Raw genomic sequence first — 18,458 nt, forward strand, 5'->3', positions numbered from 1 at the left:
ATGACCAGCCTCATGACCAGCCGGACCAAGAAGCCGGGCAGGAGCCTGTCCCAACCCCGGCCGGGGCCGCTCCAGTACCTGGTGCTCGGCCTCCTCGCCCTCGTGTTCGTCTACCCCATCTGGTGGGCCGTCAGCTCCTCGCTGAAGCCACCGGCCGACATCGTCCGCGACCCCCTGTCCTTCTCCCTCGGCTCGGCCACGCTCGACAACTACCGGGCGATGTTCGACGACGTGCCGATCGGCACCGGCTTCGTCAACACCGTGCTCGTCGTGGCCGTCAAGGGCGCGATGACCATGTTCTTCTGCCCGCTGGCCGGCTACGCCTTCGCCAAGTACCGCTTCCCCGGCAAGAACCTGCTCTTCGGCGTGTTGATGCTCACGCTGATGCTGCCGACCCTCGTGCTGGTCATCCCGTTGCTGCTGGAGATGAGCCAACTGGGCTGGGTCAACACGTACCAGGCGCTGATCCTGCCCGGCAGCATCGACGCCTTCAGCATCTTCTGGATGCGGCAGACCATCGCGGCCGTGCCCGACGAACTCCTCGACGCCGGACGCGTGGACGGGGCGAGCGAGTTCGGCATCTTCGCCCGGATCGTGGTGCCGGTCATCCGGCCGGGCATCGCCGCGCTCGGCGTCCTGACCGCCATGAACATCTACAACGACTTCGTCTGGCCGGTCGTCGCCGTCAACGACGAGAGCCACCAGACGCTGCAAGTCGTGCTCTCCACCCTCGCACAGAACGTCACCGGCAACCGCGTCGGCGCCGACTTCGCGACCGTCTGGGGCGAACTGCTCGCCGCCGGAAGCATCGCGATGCTTCCCGTGCTGGCCCTGTTCGTCCTGCTGCAACGCCACTTCATCAACGGGATCCTCGCGGGCAGCGTCAAGGGCTGAGTTCCCCCATACACCGCCGACCGTCCCACAGCCGCACCGAATCGGAGCACACACGCCCATGACCACCCCCCGTCCCGAATACCCCCGCCCGCACTTCGACCGGTCCCACTCCTGGCGCACCCTCAACGGCACCTGGGACTTCCGCGCCGACCCCGCCGAGCGGTACTCCGCCGACGCGTCCGACGGCTACGACCGCGCGATCACCGTGCCCTTCGCCTGGGAGACCCCGGCCTCCGGCATCGCCGAGCACTGGCTCCGGACCGCCTGGTACCGGCGCACGTTCACCGTGCCGGCCGACTGGGCCGGACAGCGCGTCGTGCTGCACTTCGGCGCCGTGCACCACGCCGCCACGGTCTGGGTGAACGGCACCGAGGTCGCCCACCACGAGGGTGGCTACACCCCCTTCGCGGCCGACGTCACCGACGTCCTGGGCGAGGGCGAACAACACCTCACGGTGCGGGTCCACGCCCCGGCCGACAAGCGGGACATCGCCCACGGCAAGCAGCGCAGCATGCCCCGCGACGACTACGACGGCGTCTGCTTCACCCCCTCCTCCGGCATCTGGCAGAGCGTCTGGCTGGAGGCCCGCCCGGCCACCCACCTCGCCGCACTCCGGCTGCGCCCGAACGACGGCCTGACCGGCATCACCGTCGAAGCCGTCGTGCACGGCCCCGCGGCGGACCGCGCCGAACTCCGGCTGCGCGTACGCGACGAGGACACCGCCGTCACGGCGACCGTGGACCCCGACGGACGTCTCCGTACCGAACTTCCGCTCCCCGCGCCCAGGTTGTGGTCGCCCGAGGACCCGCACCTCTACCACGTGGACGCGGAGCTGACCTCGGCCGACGGCACCGACCGGGTCGCCGCGTACACCGGCCTGCGCACCATCGCCGTCGACGGCGAGTCCCTGTACCTCAACGGACGGCGGCTCTTCGTACGCGGTGTGCTCGACCAGGGCTACTGGCCCGAAACCGGCATCACCGCTCCCGACGACACCGCCCTGCGCCGCGACCTCGAACTCGCGGCCGAGGCCGGCTACAACCTCGTCCGCAAGCACCTCAAGCTGGAGGACCCCCGCTTCACCCACCACGCCGACACCCTCGGCATGCTCCTGTGGGCCGAACCCGCCTCGCCCGGCCGCTTCTCGCCCGCCTCCACCGCCGCCTTCGCCGAGCAGATCGAGCCGATGGTCGAACGCGACGGCAACAGCCCCGCCATCGTCGTCTGGGGCCTGTACAACGAGGAATGGGGCCTGGACTGGGACATCCCCGGCGACCCGGCCAAGCAGCGCGCCACCGCCGACGCCTACGACCGCCTCAAGGCCCTCGACGCCACCCGCCCGGTCGTCGACAACTCCGGCTGGACCCACGTCAAGACCGACCTGCTCGACTGGCACTACTACGACGAGAGCGCCGCCTCCTGGGCCACCACCGTCGCCGGCCTGCTCTCCGGCGAACGCGACGACTTCCCCGTCAAGCTCGGCCCCGACTTCGTCGTCCACAAGAAGCTCGCCGTCCCCGGTCAGCCGCTGCGCGGCCTGCCCAACCTCAACAGCGAGTACGGCGGCGGCTTCACCGGCCTGGACCGCGCCTGGCACCTGCGCTGGCAGACCCAGGAACTGCGCCGCCACGACCGGCTCGCCGGTTACGTGTACACCGAGCTGTACGACATCGAGCACGAGAGCGCCGGACTGCTGGACTTCGGGCGCGGCACGAAGGACCTCGCGGGCGTCGACCCCGCCCACGCCAACGCGCCGACCACCCTCGTCCTGGACGTCACACCGGTGGCACCCGGCCGCGACCTGCTCACCGCCGACCTCGACTTCACGGTCGACGTCCACGTCTCCCACCACGGCGCCGACCCCGTCGCGGGCACCCTGCACACCACCTGGACCCCGGTGTACGCCAGGACGCCCGACGCGCCCGGCGACGCCGTCCCCGGCTGCCGCGCGGAGGCCAAGCCGTACGTCCTCGGCGCCGCCGTCACCGTGCCCGCCACGCTGCCCGAGGGCTGGACCAGCGGCCGGCTGCACCTGGCACTGGTCGTGGACGGAACCGTCACCGCCCGGACCGCGCTGGACGTGGACACGCGAACCGAGCAGTACATCGGCGACGACCCACTGGCCCGCCCGTCCGCCTGACCCCCCGCCTCCCCTCCGCACCACCGACCCCGCACCACCGACCCCGCACCACCCGACCTCCCCACCACCAAGGAGTCGACCCGTGCGCAACCCGTCACTCACACACAGAAGATCACCGGCCCTGCTGGGAGTCCTCGCCCTCCTCACGGCCCTGCTGTCCCTGTGGTCGCAGCCCGCGTCGGCCGCGCCCGCAGGACAGGTCCTGGCGTCGCCCGACCTCGCGGCCCATCCGCAGGGCGACAACAGCTACCCCCGCGCCGTCCGCCTCGACCACGACGGCTCGGCCGGCCAGACCATGCTGGCCACCTACGCCAAGCGGGAACAGGGCGCCACCAACACGCTGCCCGTCCACCGCAGCACCGACGGCGGCCGCACCTGGAGCGCCGCCCCGATCTCCACCATCACCTCGCACACCCCGGGCTGGGACATCGAGGCACCCGTCCTGTACGAGGTGCCGCGCACCGCGAACGGCCTGAACCAGGGCGACCTCCTCGCCGCCGGCACCGCCTGGCAGGCCGGTGACTACACCACGCAGCGCGTCGAGGTCTTCAAGAGCACCGACCACGGCCGGAGCTGGCAGTACCTCTCCGACTGCACCCGCACCAGCGGCCTGCCCGACACCATCGGGCACGGCATCTGGGAACCCTGGTTCCTGCTGGCCCCCGACAACACACTGGCCTGCTTCATCTCCGACGAGCGGCCCGCCAACAGCCCCACCAACAACCAGGTCATCGGCCACTACACCTCCACCGACGGCGGCCGCACCTGGAGCGGCACGCTCACCCAGGACGTCGCCTTCCCCGCCGACAACCTCGCCCGCCCCGGCATGTCGATCGTCGTCCCGCTGCCCGACGGGCGGTTCATGATGGCGTACGAGATGTGCCGGGACGCCACCGACGCCGACCACGCCTGCGAGGTGTACACCAAGACCAGCCCCGACGGCCTGAACTGGGCGCCCGCCGACAACCCGGGCACCCTGGTGCGCACCGCCGACGGCAGGGAGCTGCTGCACACCCCCTACCTCGCCTGGGTACCGGGCGGCGGCCCCGACGGCACGCTGCTGATGTCCGGCCAGCGCGTGGTGAGCGGACCCACCGGGAACAAGACCGTCCTGTCGGAGTCCGGCAGCGTGGTCTTCGCCAACACCCACCTCGGCGCGGGGGAGTGGACCGAGATCGAGGCCCCGGTCCTGACCGACCCCACCGGCGGCTACAACCCCGGTGAGCCCTCCTGCCCCGGCTACAGCTCACCGATCGTGCCGCGCGCCGACGGCACCTCCTTCCTCTACCTGACCGCCACCTGGCTCGGCACCGGCAACCAGTGCCAGGTCCGCTTCGGCACCGGCGGCCTCGGCGGACCGGTCGGCCAGGTCACCACGCCGTGGGTCGCGGGCAAGTGCCTGGACGTCGACACCAACACCAGCCGCAACGGCAACGGCGCCCAGCTGTGGGACTGCTCCACCGCCACCGGCCAGCGCTGGTCCGTCGCCCCCGACGGCACGGTGCGCGCGTTCGGCAAGTGCCTGGACATCGACGGCAACGGCACGGCCAACTTCACCAAGGTCCAGGTGTGGGACTGCGCCCCGGGCGTCGGCGGCCAGCAGTGGCGCCACCGGGCCGACGGCTCGCTGCTCAACCCGCAGTCCGGCCGCTGCCTGGACATCCCGTCCGGCGGCACCGCCAACGGCACCAAGCTGCAGATCTACGACTGCAACGGCCTCGGCACCCAGAAGTGGAACCTGCCGGCCTAGCCGCCAGAGCACCCGGGGCCCGCGCCCCGGGTGTCGCATACGCTCGACAGCACCATGATGAACAAGCTCACCCCCCTGGAGCCGAAGGCCGACAAGGCCACGGTCAGACGGCACAACCTCAGCCTGGTCCTGAGGGCCGTGCACGACGCGGGGGAGGCGACCAGGGCCGGTGTCGCCACGCACGTGGGACTGACGCGCGCGGCGGTGTCGTCCCTGGTCGAGCAGTTGCTGGAGTACGGCGTCGTCTCCGAGTGGGGCAAGACCAGCAGCGGCCAGGCGGGACGCCCCGGCACCGTCCTGAAGGTGTCCCGCTCGGGCCCGGCTGGACTCGGCGTCGAGATCAACATCGACTACATCGCGGTGTGCGTCGTCGACCTCGCCGGCACCGACCGGGTGCGGCTCGTGGAGCACGTCGACAACCGCGGGGCCCAGCCCTCCGAGGTCCTGGCGCGGGCGGCCCGGCTGGCGGCGCGCGCCATCGGCTCGGCGGCCGAGCAGGACCTCGTTCCGGCCGGCGTCCATGTCGCGCTGCCCGGCCTGGTGACCGGTGGCACCGTACGTCAGGCACCCAACCTCGGCTGGCAGCGGGTCGCCGTCGAGGGACTGTTCGCCCAGGCGCTTCTCGCCCTGCGCCCCGCCCACCGGCCGCTGCCGGTCAGCTCCGACAACGAGGCCAACGCCGCCGCCCTCGCCGAGCTGTGGTTCGGCGCCGGCACCGAGGGCGTGCGCAGCTTCCTCTACCTGACCGGTGAGATCGGCGTCGGCGGCGCCCTCGTGCTGGGCGGCGAGCTGCTGCGCGGCGCGCACGGCTTCGCCGGGGAGATCGGGCACATGGTCGTCGACCCCGACGGCCCGCTGTGCCGGTGCGGCGCCCACGGCTGCCTGGAGCAGTACGCCGGACAGGCCGCGCTGCTCACCGCCGCCGGCATCGACGCGGACGCGGGTGGTGCGCAGGGCGTCGCCGAGCTCGAACGCCGCGCCCGGCGGGGCGAGCCGTCCGCGCTGTCGGCGATCGAGCGGGCCGGGCGGCAACTGGGCATCGTGGTCTCGGGCGCGGTGAACCTCTTCGACCCCGAGGCGGTGATGCTCGGCGGCGTCTACCGGGAGCTGATGGACTGGCTCGCCCCGGCCGTCGACCGCGAACTGGCCCGGCGCGTGGTCTCCGGACTGTGGAGCGAGGACGGCAAACGGCTGCGGGCCGCGTCCTCGCTCGGCGACGCGGCCCGGGGCGCGGCCGGCGTGATCGTCCGCGAGGTGCTGGCCGACCCGGCGGCGTACGCGGAACGGGACGCGGGCTGACACGGAGGGCGGCCGCCCGGCAGCCCTCCGCATCGGCCCGCCGCTCTCACCCGCGGTTCGCGGCGATCAGCTCCCGGTACCAGCGGTAGCTGTCCTTGGGGGTGCGCTCCTGCGTGTCGTAGTCGACCCGCACGATGCCGAAGCGCTTGTCGTAGCCGTACGCCCACTCGAAGTTGTCCAGCAGCGACCACACGTAGTACCCGCGCACGTCCACGCCCGCGTCGATCGCCGCCCGCAGCGCGGTGAGGTGGTCGCGCAGGTAGGCGACCCGGTCGGTGTCGTGCACCGTGCCGTCGGCGGCCGCCACGTCGTCCTCCGCCGAGCCGTTCTCGGTGATGTGGACCGGCGGGAGCGCGTCGCCGTACCGCTGCTTCAGGGCGACGAGCAGGTCGGTGAAGCTGTCGGGCACGACCGGCCAGTTCATCGCCGTGTGCCGCACTCCGGGGTGCCGTACCTCCTCGTACCGGTTGTCCGTCGCCACGCGCCGCCCCGGGTCGCTCTCGCGGTGCGGGGCGTCGGCGACCACGATCGGCCGGTAGTAGTTGACGCCGAGGAAGTCCAGGGGCTGGGAGATCAGCTCCAGGTCGCCGTCGCGCCGGAAGTCCTCGCCGGTGATCAGCTCGCCCCAGGTCTCCTCCTCGGTGGCCGGGTAACGGCCCGCGAGGATCGGCTCGGTCCACACCAGGTTGTGCTGGGTGTCCGCGCGGACCACCGCCGCCAGGTCGGCCGGGGAGTCGGTGGCGGGCAGGTTGCGGTCCAGGTTGAGCGTGATGCCGACCTCGCGCACCCCGGCCGCCCGCAGTGCCTTCACCGCCAGCCCGTGGCCGACCAGCAGGTGGTGGGCGGCCGCCAGCGCGCCCCGGCCCTCCTTCGCGCCCGGTGCGTGCCGGCCGATGGAGTAGCCGAGGAAGGAGCTGCACCACGGCTCGTTGAGGGTGATCCAGCGCGGCACCCGGTCGCCCAGGTGCTCCGCGACCACCGACGTGTACTCGGCGAACCGCTCCGCCGTCTCCCGCACCCGCCAGCCGCCCCGGTCCTCCAGGGCCTGCGGCAGGTCCCAGTGGTACAGGGTGGCGGCCGGCTCGATGCCCGCCGCCAGCAGTTCGTCGACCAGGCGGGAGTAGAAGTCGAGCCCCTTGGGGTTCACCGCGCCGGAGCCGTCCGGCACGATGCGCGGCCAGGCGATCGAGAAGCGGTAGGAGTCCACACCGAGGTCGCGCAGCAGGGCCACGTCCTCGGGGTAGCGGTGGTAGTGGTCGCAGGCCACGTCACCGGTGTCGCCGTTCACCACCAGGCCGGGGGTGTGGCTGTAGGTGTCCCAGATCGACGGTCCGCGGCCGTCCTCGGTCGCCGCGCCCTCGATCTGGTACGAGGCGGTCGCGGCGCCGAAGACGAAGCCGGGCGGGAAACCGGGGTACTCACTCATGCTGTGCTGCTCATCTCCGTGCTTGCGGGGCGTGCGAGGTTCACTTGACGGAACCGCCGGTGATCCCGGCGGCGATGTACTTCTGGGCGAGGACGAGGAGGATCGCCGCGGGCACCGCGGACAGCACCGACGCGGCCATCACCGAGCCCCAGTCGCCGACGTGCGCGCCGATGTACTGGTAGATGCCCAGGGTGATGGGCTTGACCTCGTCGGTGGTGTTCAGGGTGAGGGCGAACATGAAGTCGCTCCACGAGAACAGGAACGCGAACAACCCCGACGTGATCAGCGAGTTGCGGCTCATCGGCAGCACCACCCGGACGAAGGTGCGCACCGGACCGGCGCCGTCGATCTGCGCGGCCTCGATCACCTCGCCCGGGATGGACACCATGAAGGAGCGCATCAGCACGATCGAGAACGGGATGCCGAGCGAGGCGTCCGCCAGCATCAGGCCGAAGTAGGAGTTGACCAGGCCCAGGTCGACGTAGGAGTTGTAGAGCGCGTTGGCGATGACGATGCCCGGCACCATCTGGGTGATCAGCGTGCCGAAGACGATGGTGCGCGAGCCGCGCAGCCCGAACCGCGCGAGACCGTACGCGGCGGGCGCCGAGATCGCCAGGCAGATGGCGACCGCGCCGAGCGAGACCGCCAGCGACGTCAGCAGGTGTCCGCCCTGGTCGCTGATCGCCTTGGAGAAGCCGGAGAAGTCCAGGCTGCCCGGTACCGGATCGACCTGAAGCAGCCCGGAGTCGGGCTGGAGCGCGGTGTTGAGCATCCAGTACAGCGGGAACAGCATCACGCACAGGATCAGAACGCCGGCGACGGTGGAGCCCCAGCGGCGCCGGGAGGCGGTGGGCGTGTGGGAGGCCATGGACGTCACTTCCCCTCGGTGCGGTTGGCCCGCAGGTAGAACACCGCGAAGACGGCGGAGATCAGGATGAGTACGTTGCCGACCACGGCGCCCGCACCGAAGTCCAGTTGGACGAAGGAGTTCTGGTAGGTCAGGGTGCCGAGCGTCTGGGTGGCGTCGGCCGGGCCGCCGTCGGTCAGGGCGAGGATCAGGTCGAGGATCTTCACCGTCGACATGAAGCCCAGCACGAGGACGACCGTCACGACGGGCTTGAGCATCGGCAGGGTCACCGAACGGAAGGTCCGCCAGGCCGACGCGCCGTCCAGCGCGGCCGCCTCGTGCAGCTCCTTCGGGATCTCCTGGAGACCGCCGTAGAGGATGACCATGTTGAACGGGATGCCGATCCAGATGTTGACCAGGATCACGGACAGCAGGGCCATCTCCGGGCTGGTCAGCCAGGGCGTGTGGCCGCCGATGCCGAGCGTGTCCAGGAACGAGTTGAGCACGCCCGTGTCCTGGTCGAGGATGCGCCGCCAGACGATGCCGGACACCACCATGGGGACCAGCCAGGGCAGCAGGATCAGCGAGCGCAGCACCCCGTTGAGGGGGAAGCGGCGGCTGAAGAAGACCGCGAGCGCCAGGCCGATGCAGAACTGGCCGAGCAGGGAGCCCGCCGTGAAGACGAGCGTGTGCCACAGGGCCTTGCCGAACAGGGCGTCCTGGAAGACGTTGGACCAGTTGTCGGCGCCGTTGAAGGGCGCCTCACCGGTGAAGAAGGTCTTCGGCGTGTAGTCCTGGAAGCTCATGACGACGTTGCGCACGAGCGGGTAGCCGAAGAACAGCAGCATGAAGACGACGGCGGGGGCGACGAACCCCCACTGGGCGAGCCTGCGGCGGCGGGCGATCCGGCCGGGGTCGGGAGCGGAGGCGGGCTCGGACGCCTTGGCGGGCGTCTGCGCGCCGACGGTGGAGGTGGTGGGCATGGGCGTGGTCATGGGGTCGTACCTCAGTTCCCGCTCGTGGCCCGCTGCTGGGCGCGCTTCAGGGCGGTCTCACTGGACTGGCCGGTCAGGGCCGACTGGAAGGCGCTCTGCAGCGCGAGTGACACGCTCGACCAGCCGGCGCCGAGCTTCGCCGTCCGGGACCGGGCGACGGCCACCTGGTCGGCCAGCGAGTCCAGCTCGGGCACCTTCTCGCGCCAGACGGCGGCGGCCTCGGCGTTGGCCGGGACCATCCAGCTGTTGAGCGCGTAGGTCAGCTGCTCCTTCTCGCTCGCCAGACACGCGACGATCTTGCCGGCCGTCTTCTCCCGGGCCTCGTCACCGGTGTTGGGCACGGTGAGGACGGCACCGCCGAGCGGGCCGACCGAGTCGTCCCCGGTCTCCGGCACCGGAATCGGCGCGATGCCCCAGTGCAGCGACTTGTCGCTGTTGAGGGTCTCCACCTGCCACGGGCCGTTGATCATCATCGCCGCGTTCCCGGCCATGAACTGGTCGTTGACGTCGGCCTGGGTCCAGTTGACCGTCGACTTCGACAGCGAACGGTCCTTCAGCAGGCCCTTCCAGTAGTCCAGGGCCTCGACCACCTTCGGACCGTCCAGGTCGGTCTCGTCGCCGCCGTTGGACCACATGAACGGCGTGAACTGGAAGACGCCGTCCTCCGCGCCGCCCGCGCTGAGCGCCAGGCCGTACTGCTTGCCCCGAGTGAGCTTCTTCGCCGTCTCCCGCAGCTCGGCCCAGGTGGCGGGCACCTTGAGGCCCGCCTTGTCGAGGACGTCCTTGTTGTAGAAGAGGGCGAGGGTGTTCACGGAGCGGGCCGCGCCGTAGTACGTGCCCTTGTACGAGCCGAAGTCCAGGATCCCGTCGGGGATGTCGTCGGTGCTCAGCCCGAGAGTCCTCAGGTCGACCAGGCCGCCCGCGTCGGCGAAGGTAGGCATCTCGGACGCGTCGAACTGCACGATGTCGGGCAGCGACTTGGACGAGGCCATGCGCAGCGCCTTCGTCATCACCTGCGCCGCCGGGACGCTCTGCTGCTCGATGGTGACGCCCAGCTCCTTGCCGCAGCGGGCCATCGCCTCCGCGTCCCAGCGGTGGTACGACTCGTCGGTCGAGGAGTTCATCACGGTGTACGTGCCGGCGTCCCGCTGCTGTCCGCAGCCGGCCAGTGCCGCCCCGGCGACCAGCACGGACACGGCCGTGAAGGGGGCGACGACTCGGCGTGAGCGTCCTCGTCCGCGGCGCGTGGCAGCCGGAGGGTGTGCTGTCAAGGCGAGCGAGGTGAAGCGCTTCGACATGGTGCGGCCCTTGCTGTCGTACCGTCCGGCTTCCTCGCCGGACTGTTTTGTTTGATGTGATGACTAATACGTCACGAACCCGCTTCCGCGCTAGAGCAAAGTGGCCCCCCTCTCGTCGTTCCGAGGGGTGAGGAAGTCGTTCTCTTGCGTGATAATGCCAGTTCAGCGCCCTGGAGTCGATGTGGACGCCTCGGCGTGGGGATTTGTTTTGTGTACGATCAAAACGCTGTGAGACGGCCTCCGCGCTCCCACCCCGACAGCTCCCGCCCCACCCAAGGAAGATCATGAAGTTCACCGACGGCTTCTGGCTCATCCGCGAGGGCGTGCATCTCTCGTACGCCACCGAGGTACGCGATGTACGCCCCGAATCGAAGCGCTTCACCGCCCATGCCGCCGTGAAGAAGGTGACGCGGAGGGGGGACACGCTCAACGCGCCGCTCCTCACGGTCGAGTGCTTCTCACCCGCCGAGGGCGTCATCGGCGTCCGCGTCACCCACCACGCCGGCAAGCGCCGGCCGGGCCCCGACTTCGCCCTCTCCGCAGCGGCGGACGGCGCGGGCGAGGTACGCCAGGACGGCACCGTCACCGAGCTGACCAGCGGCCCGCTCACCCTCCGCCTGGACCGCGAGGGCCCCTTCGGTCTCACCTTCCGCGACGCGGACGGACGCGAGCTGACCCGCGCCGACGCCAAGGGCACCGCCTTCGCCACCACCGGCGACGGCGCCCACCACATGCTGAGCCGCCTCGCCCTCGGTGTCGGCGAGCAGATCTACGGCCTCGGCGAGCGCTTCACCCCGTTCGTCAAGAACGGCCAGGTCGTCGACATGTGGCAGGCCGACGGCGGCACCAGCAGCGAGCAGGCCTACAAGAACATCCCGTTCTACCTCTCCTCGCGCGGCTACGGCGTCTTCGTCAACCACCCGGGCGCGGTCTCCTTCGAGGTCGGCTCCGAATCCGTGGGCCAGGTCCAGTTCAGTGTCGAGGACCAGACGCTGGAGTACTACGTCGTCGCCGGGCCCACCCCCAAGGACGTCCTCAGCCGCTACACCGCCCTCACCGGCCGCCCCGCCCTGCCGCCGGCCTGGTCCTTCGGCCTGTGGCTCACCACCTCCTTCACCACCTCCTACGACGAGCAGACGGTGACGTCCTTCGTGGACGGCATGGCCGAGCGCGGCATCCCGCTCTCCGTCTTCCACTTCGACTGCTTCTGGATGCGCGAGTACCAGTGGTGCGACTTCCAGTGGGACCCGGACGTCTTCCCGGACCCGGACGGCATGCTCGCCCGGCTCAAGGCCAAGGGGCTCAGGGTCAGCGCCTGGATCAACCCCTACATCGCCCAGAAGTCCCCGCTCTTCGACGAGGCCGCCGCCCTCGGGCACCTGGTGCGCAGGCCGGACGGCGACATCTGGCAGTGGGACCTGTGGCAGGCGGGCATGGGCCTGGTCGACTTCACCAGCCCCGCCGCACGCGACTGGTACGCGGGCAAGCTCAAGCCGCTGCTCGACCAGGGCGTGGACTGCTTCAAGACCGACTTCGGCGAGCGCATCCCCACCGACGTGGTCTGGCACGACGGCGCCGACCCGGAGCGCATGCACAACTACTACACGCACCTGTTCAACCGCACCGTCTTCGAACTCCTCGAGAAGGAGCGCGGCCAGGGCGAGGCCGTCCTCTTCGCCCGCTCGGCGACCGCGGGCGGCCAGCAGTACCCCGTCCACTGGGGCGGCGACTGCTGGTCGTCCTTCGAGGCGATGGCCGAGTCACTGCGGGGCGGCCTGTCCCTGTCCCTGAGCGGCTTCGGCTTCTGGAGCCACGACATCGGCGGCTTCGAGGGCACGCCCGACCCGGCGGTCTTCAAGCGCTGGCTCGCCTTCGGCCTGCTCTCCTCGCACAGCCGGCTGCACGGCTCCTCGTCGTACCGGGTGCCGTGGGAGTTCGGCGAGGAGGCCGTCGACGTCGCCCGCCGCTTCACCCTCCTCAAGCACCGCCTGATGCCCTACCTGTACGGCGTCGCGGCCGAGGCCCACCGCACGGGCGTGCCGATGATGCGGCCGATGGTCCTGGAGTACCCGCACGACCCGGCGTGCCGTCCGCTGGACCGCCAGTACATGCTCGGCTCCGACGTCCTGGTCGCCCCGGTCTTCACCGAGGACGGCGAGGTCGAGGTCTACCTCCCCGAGGGCACCTGGACCCACCTCCTGACCGGCGAGCGCGTCACCGGCCCGGCCTGGCGCACCGAACGGCACGGCTACGACAGCCTGCCGCTGTACGTCCGTGAGGGCGCCGTCCTGCCGCTCGGCTCCGACGACCAGCGCCCCGACGGCGACTGGCTGGACGCCCCGACCCTGCTGGTCCACCCGTCCGCCGCCGCCGACTACGCGGCCGAGGTCACCGTGCCCGACCTGCTGGGCACACCGGCCGCGACCTTCCGCGTGCGGCGCGACCGGGACGTCCTGCGGGTCACCGCGAGCGGCACCGACCGCCCCTTCACCGTCCGGGTCGCGGGCGGCGCGAGCGAGCAGGGCACCGGAGAGGTGGCCGTGCCCCTGAGCTGACCCGGATGGGGCGGGCGGCACACACGGCGAAGCGGCACGCAGAAGGGGGCGTGCCGCTTCGTTCCGGGCAGTGTTCGGCCGGGCGTTCCGCGGGGTGTGTCTCAGCGCTCCAGGGCGCCGAGCGCCGACAGCAGCCGGTCCACGTCCTCCGCGCTGCTGTACGGAGCGAGGCCCACGCGTACGCCGCCCTCGTCGCCGAGGCCCAGCCGGCGTGCCGCCTCCACGGCGTAGAAGGAGCCGGCCGGCGCGTCGACCGCCCGCTCGGCGAGCTGCCGGTAGACGTCGGCCGGGCGCAGGCCCGCCACGGTGAACAGCAGCGTCGGAGTGCGTCGCGCGGCCCGCGAGTACACGGTGACTCCGCCGAGGTCCGCGAGCCCCCGCTCGATCCGCTCGCGCAGCGCGTCCTCGTGCGCCTCCAGCGCCGCGAAGGAGGCGACCAGCCGGTCCCGGCGAGCGCCCCCGGCCTCGGGGTCGAGCCCCGCCAGGAAGTCCACCGCCGCGCTCGTCCCGGCCAGCAACTCGTAGGGCAGGGTGCCCAGCTCGAAACGCTCGGGCACGGTGTCGGCGGACGGCAGCAGCTTGTCCGGGCGCAGCGACTCCAGCAGCTCGGCCCGACCGGTCAGCACGCCCAGGTGCGGGCCGAGGAACTTGTACGGCGAGCACACCAGCGTGTCCGCGCCCGTTGCCGCCAGGTCCACCACGGCGTGCGAGGCGTAGTGCACCGCGTCGACGTGGAAGTGCGCGCCGTTCGCGTGGGCGAGGGACGCCAGCGCCGGCAGGTCCGGCATGGTCCCGATCAGGTTCGACGCGGCGGTCACCGCGACCAGCCTGGTGCGCGGGCCCAGCACCGCCGCGAGGTGCTCGGGACGCAGCTCGCCGGTGGCCGGGTCGAAGTCCGCCCACCGCACGTCTGCCCCGGCCGCCTCGGCCGCCTGCACCCACGGCCGGATGTTCGAGTCGTGGTCGAGCCGGGTGACCACCACCTCGTCGCCCGGTCCCCAGCCCTTGGCCAGGGTCCGCGACAGGTCGTAGGCGAGCTGGGTGGCGCTGCGCCCGAAGACGACCGTCCCCGGCGTGGTCCCGAGGAGATCGGCGAGCGCGGACCGGGCCCCGGTGACGATCCGGTCCGCGTTGCGCTCGCCCTCGGTGTTGCGCCCCCGGTTGGCGAGCGGGGCGGTCAGCGCCGCCGCGATCGCGTCGATCACCGGCTGCGGGGTCTGCGTACCGCCCGGCGCGTCGAAGCGCGCGGTACCGGACTTCAGGGCGGGCACGTGCGCGCGGATCGCGGCGACGTCGAGGGCCATGGGGCAACTCCAGGGTCGTGGGCCAGGCGGACGGGGAGGGGGTGGTCGTCAGGCGATGCGGCCCTTCGGCCGGGGCGGCAGGCAGGTGGTACGGCTGGGCCGCACCCCGAGCCGCACCTGCGACTCCAGCCACATGATCGCAGCCCCGGTGGGGTCGACGACAGGGACCAACGGGCCCTCGGCGGCCGGGCGCTCCTGGAGGGCAGCGGCGACACCCGGCATCCCGGTGCAGCCCAGCACGATCACATCCGCCTCCCGCGCCGCCACCGCCGCCCGGGCCTGCTCGGCGAGTGCCTCGATCAGCCGGTCGCCGGGGTCCAGGTCGAGGACGGGGATGTCGACGACCCGGATCGGGCCGGCCCGTCCCGTCTGCCCGCAGCGCCGGACCAGGCCGTGCGGCATCCCGAGCACGTTCGGCAGGACGGTGATCACCCCGTGCGCCCGCCGAGCGCGAGGGAGCTGAGCACGGCGGGCTCGAAGCCGCCGACCGGCCGGCATCGGCAGGCCCCGCCAGAGCCCCGGCGGCCTGGCCGACACCCTGACCGAGGCCCGCAACGCGGCCCGGCTCGCGGCTGCCAGGGACGTCCGGCCGTCCGTGGAACACACCGACGCACTCGGCGTGGGCAGACTGCCGGCCGCATGGCAGCGGTCCGGCATCACCCGCGCCTTCGCCGAGACCGCGCTCGCCCCGCTGAGCGTCCCGAGCACGCCCCCTGCTCACCACCTTGCGGGTCTTCCTGGAGCACGGCGGCTCCGCCGCCACCGCCCGCGCCCTCGGCCCGCACCGCAACACCGTCGCCGCCCGGCTGCGTCAGGTCCGCGAACGGCTCGGTGTCCCTCTGGGCGACCCCGGCAACCGGCTCGCCCTCCAGACGGCCTGTCGTGCCCTTGACCTCCCCCTGAGACCGGCGGACCGTCAGGACGGGGCGGCCTCCGGACCGGTGTCCGGCGGCTCCGTCTCCCGCCCGCCGGGATGCCGGTGCCGCCAGACCCAGAAGACCGTGCAGGACAGCAGCGCCCACCCGCCCAGCACCAGGTACGGGAACGCGTGCTGGTGGCCCTGGAAGTACACCGCGGTGTGCTGCGCGTTGACCGAGGCCCCGGGCGGCAGCCACCGGCCGATCACCCCCAGCGGCGACGGCAGCAGCGGCCAGGACACCGCGCCGCCCGAGGAGGGGTTGCCGATGATCACCATCAGGCCCCAGGTCGGCAGCATCGCCCAGCGGCCGAACATGGTGTTGAACATGGTGAAGACCATGCCGGACACGAACATGGTGAGCGCCAGGATCAGCCAGGACTCGGCGAACGGCAGGTCCACCGCGCCCAGCAGCCAGTCCACCGTGGCCGCGATGACGAACCCGCCGAGCAGCGCGTAGGCCACGGTGAACAGGATGCGCTCCAACGGGGTGAGCGCCCGCGCGTGCACGCTGAGCTGGATCGCCCCGACGAAGCCGATGATCACGGCGGCCAGGGAGATGTAGAAGATGGCCAGCCCGCGCGGGTCGCCCCGCTGGAGGGGGTTGACGTCCCGGACGGTGACCTGGACGCCGAGCTTCTTTCCCACCGCCGGTGCCGTCTGCGCGAGCAGCTCGGCGACCGAGGCACCGGACGCGCCGGACACGTCGAGGGCGGCGAACCGCCCGTCGTCGCGCAGCTCGAAGACCGCGAAGACCTCCTGCTGCTCGATCGCCTCGCGGGCCGCGGCGCGGGTCTCGTAGGGATGCACCCGCACCGAGGTGTCCAGCGCCTGTTCCAGTCCGCGCAGGAAGGCCCGCCCGCCCGCCTTCTCGTAGGAGCCGACCACGGCCGTGGGGATCAGCCGCGGCGTCGGGTTCGCCATCGAGTACGTGTACGAGCCCGCGAAGAAGCCCGCCGCGGCGGCGAGGATCAGCACCAGCACGGTGGCCGGCCAGAACGGCGACTGCCGGAACGCGGACCACCGCCCGCGCACCGGCGAGCCGCCGTCGGCGTCCTGCGACGTGTGCGCCATGTCCGACGGGGTCAGGCGTGGACCAGCGGGGTGTCCACGAGGTGTTCCGCGACGAACCACGCCTGGAGTTCGTTGGTCCGCAGGACCTCGGAGACCAGCAGGTCGTTGGTGCCGTCGTCCCCGTACTCCTGGGTGCGGGCCGCCGCGTCGTGACACTCGGTCAGGATCAGCTCGTGCGCCTCCAGCAGCCGCGAGAGCATCGACGGCACCTCCTCCACGCCGTCCGGCGGGCGCGGCACGGTGGTGATCTCGGCGACGTGCCGGGGGTCGCCGACCGCGACGCCGCCGAGCGTCTGGACGCGTTCGGCCACGGTGTCGATCAGCTCCAGCTGCTCACCTGCGTGCTTGTCCAGCAGCAGGTGCAGTTGGTAGAACGTCGCCCCGCGCATCAGCCAGTGGTACTTCTTGTACAGATCGTGCAGGATCCGGGTGTCCGCCAGGACCTTGTTGAGCCGCTGGCAGGAGTAGAGCCGGGTGTCCATGGTCAGGGCCACGGGGAACTGCTTGACGGTGCCGAACTCCTGAATCGTCCGGCCCTTCTGGTGCAGCCAGGGCTGGCTGCCGTCCGACCGGTGCTCCACGGACGACGAGGGTTTCGGCTTCGGGGAACTCACGCCTGGACTCCTTCCGGAGAGGACTGAAGAGCGGGCCGGCGCGATACCGCCGGCCCCGGTCCCCCCGCGCCAGTCGACCAGCCGTACGCCCGGCCCGCAAACGGTGGGGGTTGTCCGGGCCATCTCTCCCCGCTTAGGGTCGGCTCTGCTTGAAAGCGCTTTCTAACCCATGGGCGCGTGCGCCCGCGCCGCCGTCCGAGGAGGACCGCATGTCCCCACGTCCCGCCCGGCGCCGGGTCGCGGTGGTCGGCACCGGTGCCATCGTCACCGGCAGTCACCTGCCCGCCCTCGCCGCCCACGCCGACCGCACCGAACTGGTCGCCGCCGTCGACGTGGACCCCGCGCGGCTCGACGCCTTCCGCGCGCAGGCGCCCGGCGACGTCGCCGGGTACGCGTCGACGGGCGCCATGCTGGACGCCGTACGCCCCGACCTCGTCCTGGTCGGCACACCGCCGTCGCTGCACCGGGAGCAGACGGTGGCCGCGCTGAAGGCCGGTGCCTGGGTGCTGTGCGAGAAGCCGCTGTGCCTCTCCCTCGCCGAGTACGACGACATCGCGGCGGCCGAGGAGGCGTCCGGGGCGTACGCGTCCGTGATCTTCCAGCACCGGTACGGCTCCGGCGCGGCGCACGCCCGCGACCTGATCGCCGGCGGCGAGCTGGGCGCCCCGCTGGTCGCCCACTGCCAGACGACCTGGCACCGCGACGCCGCCTACTACGCGGTGCCCTGGCGCGGCCGCTGGTCCACCGAGGGCGGCGGCCCGACGATGGGCCACGGCATCCACCAGTACGACCTGCTGCTCCATCTGCTCGGCCCCTGGGCGGAGATACGGGCCATGGCCTCGCGCCTGGTGCACGACACCGAGAGCGAGGACGTCTCCACCGCCCTGGTCCGCTTCGAGAGCGGTGCCCTCGCCACCGTCGTCAACAGCGTGCTCTCCCCGGACGAGACGAGCCGGATACGCGTCGACTGCGCCGACGCGACGGTCGAGTTGACGCACCTGTACGGACACCGCAACGACGACTGGACCTACACCCCGGCCCGGCACGTCACCCCCGAACGCGCCGCCGCGTGGGGCACCCCTGCCGTCGACGTGCCCAGCTCCCACACGGCGCAGCTCGGCGCCGTACTGGACGCCTGGGACGCCGGGGCCCGGCCGCCCGGCAGCGGCCAGGAGGCCCGCGCCACGCTGGAGTTCGCCGCGGCCCTGTACAAGGCGGCGTTCACCGGGCGGCCGGTGCGCGCGGGCGAGATCGCCACCGGTGACCCCTTCTACTCGGCGATGCACGGCGACCACCCCGACTGGGCCCCCGGAGAGCACGCGTAACGCCCCAAAGCCGTAGTATTC

General features: G+C 71.9%; 14 protein-coding genes and 1 pseudogene. 7 read left to right on the top strand and 8 right to left on the bottom strand.

All coding sequences use genetic code 11. The features are described 5' to 3' along the window. The 4 genes from ACFYZ3_RS24280 (at position 1) to ACFYZ3_RS24295 (ending at position 6,083) form a co-directional block, all read left to right on the top strand. Positions 1 to 894, top strand: coding sequence for a carbohydrate ABC transporter permease (locus ACFYZ3_RS24280; RefSeq protein WP_356864823.1), 894 nt, complete (start codon positions 1 to 3; stop codon positions 892 to 894). A 58-nt stretch (positions 895 to 952) separates the two neighbouring features. Next, the gene (locus ACFYZ3_RS24285) at positions 953 to 3,034 is read left to right on the top strand and encodes a glycoside hydrolase family 2 protein (protein WP_388521378.1); all 2,082 of its coding nucleotides are present in this window, start codon (positions 953 to 955) and stop codon (positions 3,032 to 3,034) included. Positions 3,035 to 3,116: 82 nt separating this feature from the next. Next, positions 3,117 to 4,784, top strand: a complete 1,668-nt coding sequence (locus tag ACFYZ3_RS24290; protein ID WP_388521381.1) for a ricin-type beta-trefoil lectin domain protein — start codon at positions 3,117 to 3,119, stop codon at positions 4,782 to 4,784. 54 nt (positions 4,785 to 4,838) lie between these two features. Then, positions 4,839 to 6,083 carry an ROK family protein gene (locus tag ACFYZ3_RS24295; protein ID WP_388521384.1) on the top strand — a complete coding sequence of 415 codons (1,245 nt, stop codon included), beginning with the start codon at positions 4,839 to 4,841 and terminating at the stop codon, positions 6,081 to 6,083. Between the two features lie 46 nt (positions 6,084 to 6,129). Here ACFYZ3_RS24295 and ACFYZ3_RS24300 read toward each other — a convergent pair whose 3' ends face one another. From ACFYZ3_RS24300 to ACFYZ3_RS24315, 4 genes are read right to left on the bottom strand one after another with little or no spacing between them, the layout of a single operon-like run. Continuing rightward, complete coding sequence (locus ACFYZ3_RS24300; RefSeq protein ID WP_388521387.1) at positions 6,130 to 7,509, bottom strand: GH1 family beta-glucosidase; 1,380 nt, start codon at positions 7,507 to 7,509, stop codon at positions 6,130 to 6,132. Between the two features lie 40 nt (positions 7,510 to 7,549). After that, positions 7,550 to 8,377, bottom strand: coding sequence for a carbohydrate ABC transporter permease (locus tag ACFYZ3_RS24305; RefSeq protein WP_003977772.1), 828 nt, complete (start codon positions 8,375 to 8,377; stop codon positions 7,550 to 7,552). 5 nt (positions 8,378 to 8,382) lie between these two features. Continuing rightward, positions 8,383 to 9,351, bottom strand: a complete 969-nt coding sequence (locus tag ACFYZ3_RS24310) for a carbohydrate ABC transporter permease (RefSeq protein ID WP_385350733.1) — start codon at positions 9,349 to 9,351, stop codon at positions 8,383 to 8,385. 11 nt (positions 9,352 to 9,362) lie between these two features. Next, positions 9,363 to 10,649: an ABC transporter substrate-binding protein gene (locus tag ACFYZ3_RS24315; protein ID WP_388521392.1), complete on the bottom strand. Its 1,287-nt coding sequence runs from the start codon at positions 10,647 to 10,649 to the stop codon at positions 9,363 to 9,365. A 284-nt stretch (positions 10,650 to 10,933) separates the two neighbouring features. On the opposite strand from ACFYZ3_RS24315, the gene yicI reads away from it, so the two are divergent. Beyond that, positions 10,934 to 13,204, top strand: a complete 2,271-nt coding sequence (gene yicI, locus ACFYZ3_RS24320) for an alpha-xylosidase (RefSeq protein WP_388521395.1) — start codon at positions 10,934 to 10,936, stop codon at positions 13,202 to 13,204. A 101-nt stretch (positions 13,205 to 13,305) separates the two neighbouring features. Here yicI and ACFYZ3_RS24325 read toward each other — a convergent pair whose 3' ends face one another. Continuing rightward, positions 13,306 to 14,508 carry a cysteine desulfurase-like protein gene (locus tag ACFYZ3_RS24325; RefSeq protein ID WP_388521399.1) on the bottom strand — a complete coding sequence of 401 codons (1,203 nt, stop codon included), beginning with the start codon at positions 14,506 to 14,508 and terminating at the stop codon, positions 13,306 to 13,308. 48 nt (positions 14,509 to 14,556) lie between these two features. After that, the gene (locus ACFYZ3_RS24330; RefSeq protein WP_388521535.1) at positions 14,557 to 15,165 is read right to left on the bottom strand and encodes an aspartate/glutamate racemase family protein; all 609 of its coding nucleotides are present in this window, start codon (positions 15,163 to 15,165) and stop codon (positions 14,557 to 14,559) included. Positions 15,166 to 15,233: 68 nt separating this feature from the next. Between ACFYZ3_RS24330 and ACFYZ3_RS24335 the strand changes: the two are divergent. After that, positions 15,234 to 15,335, top strand: a pseudogene (locus ACFYZ3_RS24335) (helix-turn-helix domain-containing protein); the annotation flags it as partial. A gap of 89 nt (positions 15,336 to 15,424) precedes the next feature. On the opposite strand, the gene ACFYZ3_RS24340 reads toward ACFYZ3_RS24335, so the two are convergent. After that, positions 15,425 to 16,498 carry an ABC transporter permease gene (locus tag ACFYZ3_RS24340; protein WP_388521402.1) on the bottom strand — a complete coding sequence of 358 codons (1,074 nt, stop codon included), beginning with the start codon at positions 16,496 to 16,498 and terminating at the stop codon, positions 15,425 to 15,427. Positions 16,499 to 16,509: 11 nt separating this feature from the next. Then, entirely contained in the window at positions 16,510 to 17,112 is a 603-nt protein-coding gene (locus tag ACFYZ3_RS24345; RefSeq protein WP_356864807.1) for a DNA starvation/stationary phase protection protein, read from the bottom strand. A 209-nt stretch (positions 17,113 to 17,321) separates the two neighbouring features. Between ACFYZ3_RS24345 and ACFYZ3_RS24350 the strand changes: the two genes are divergently transcribed. Further along, a complete protein-coding gene (locus ACFYZ3_RS24350) occupies positions 17,322 to 18,437 on the top strand; it encodes a Gfo/Idh/MocA family protein (protein WP_388521405.1) in 1,116 nt (371 codons plus the stop codon). Positions 18,438 to 18,458: the final 21 nt, after the last annotated feature.

Source organism: Streptomyces sp. NPDC001599, from assembly GCF_042893535.1.
Lineage (GTDB): Bacteria > Actinomycetota > Actinomycetes > Streptomycetales > Streptomycetaceae > Streptomyces.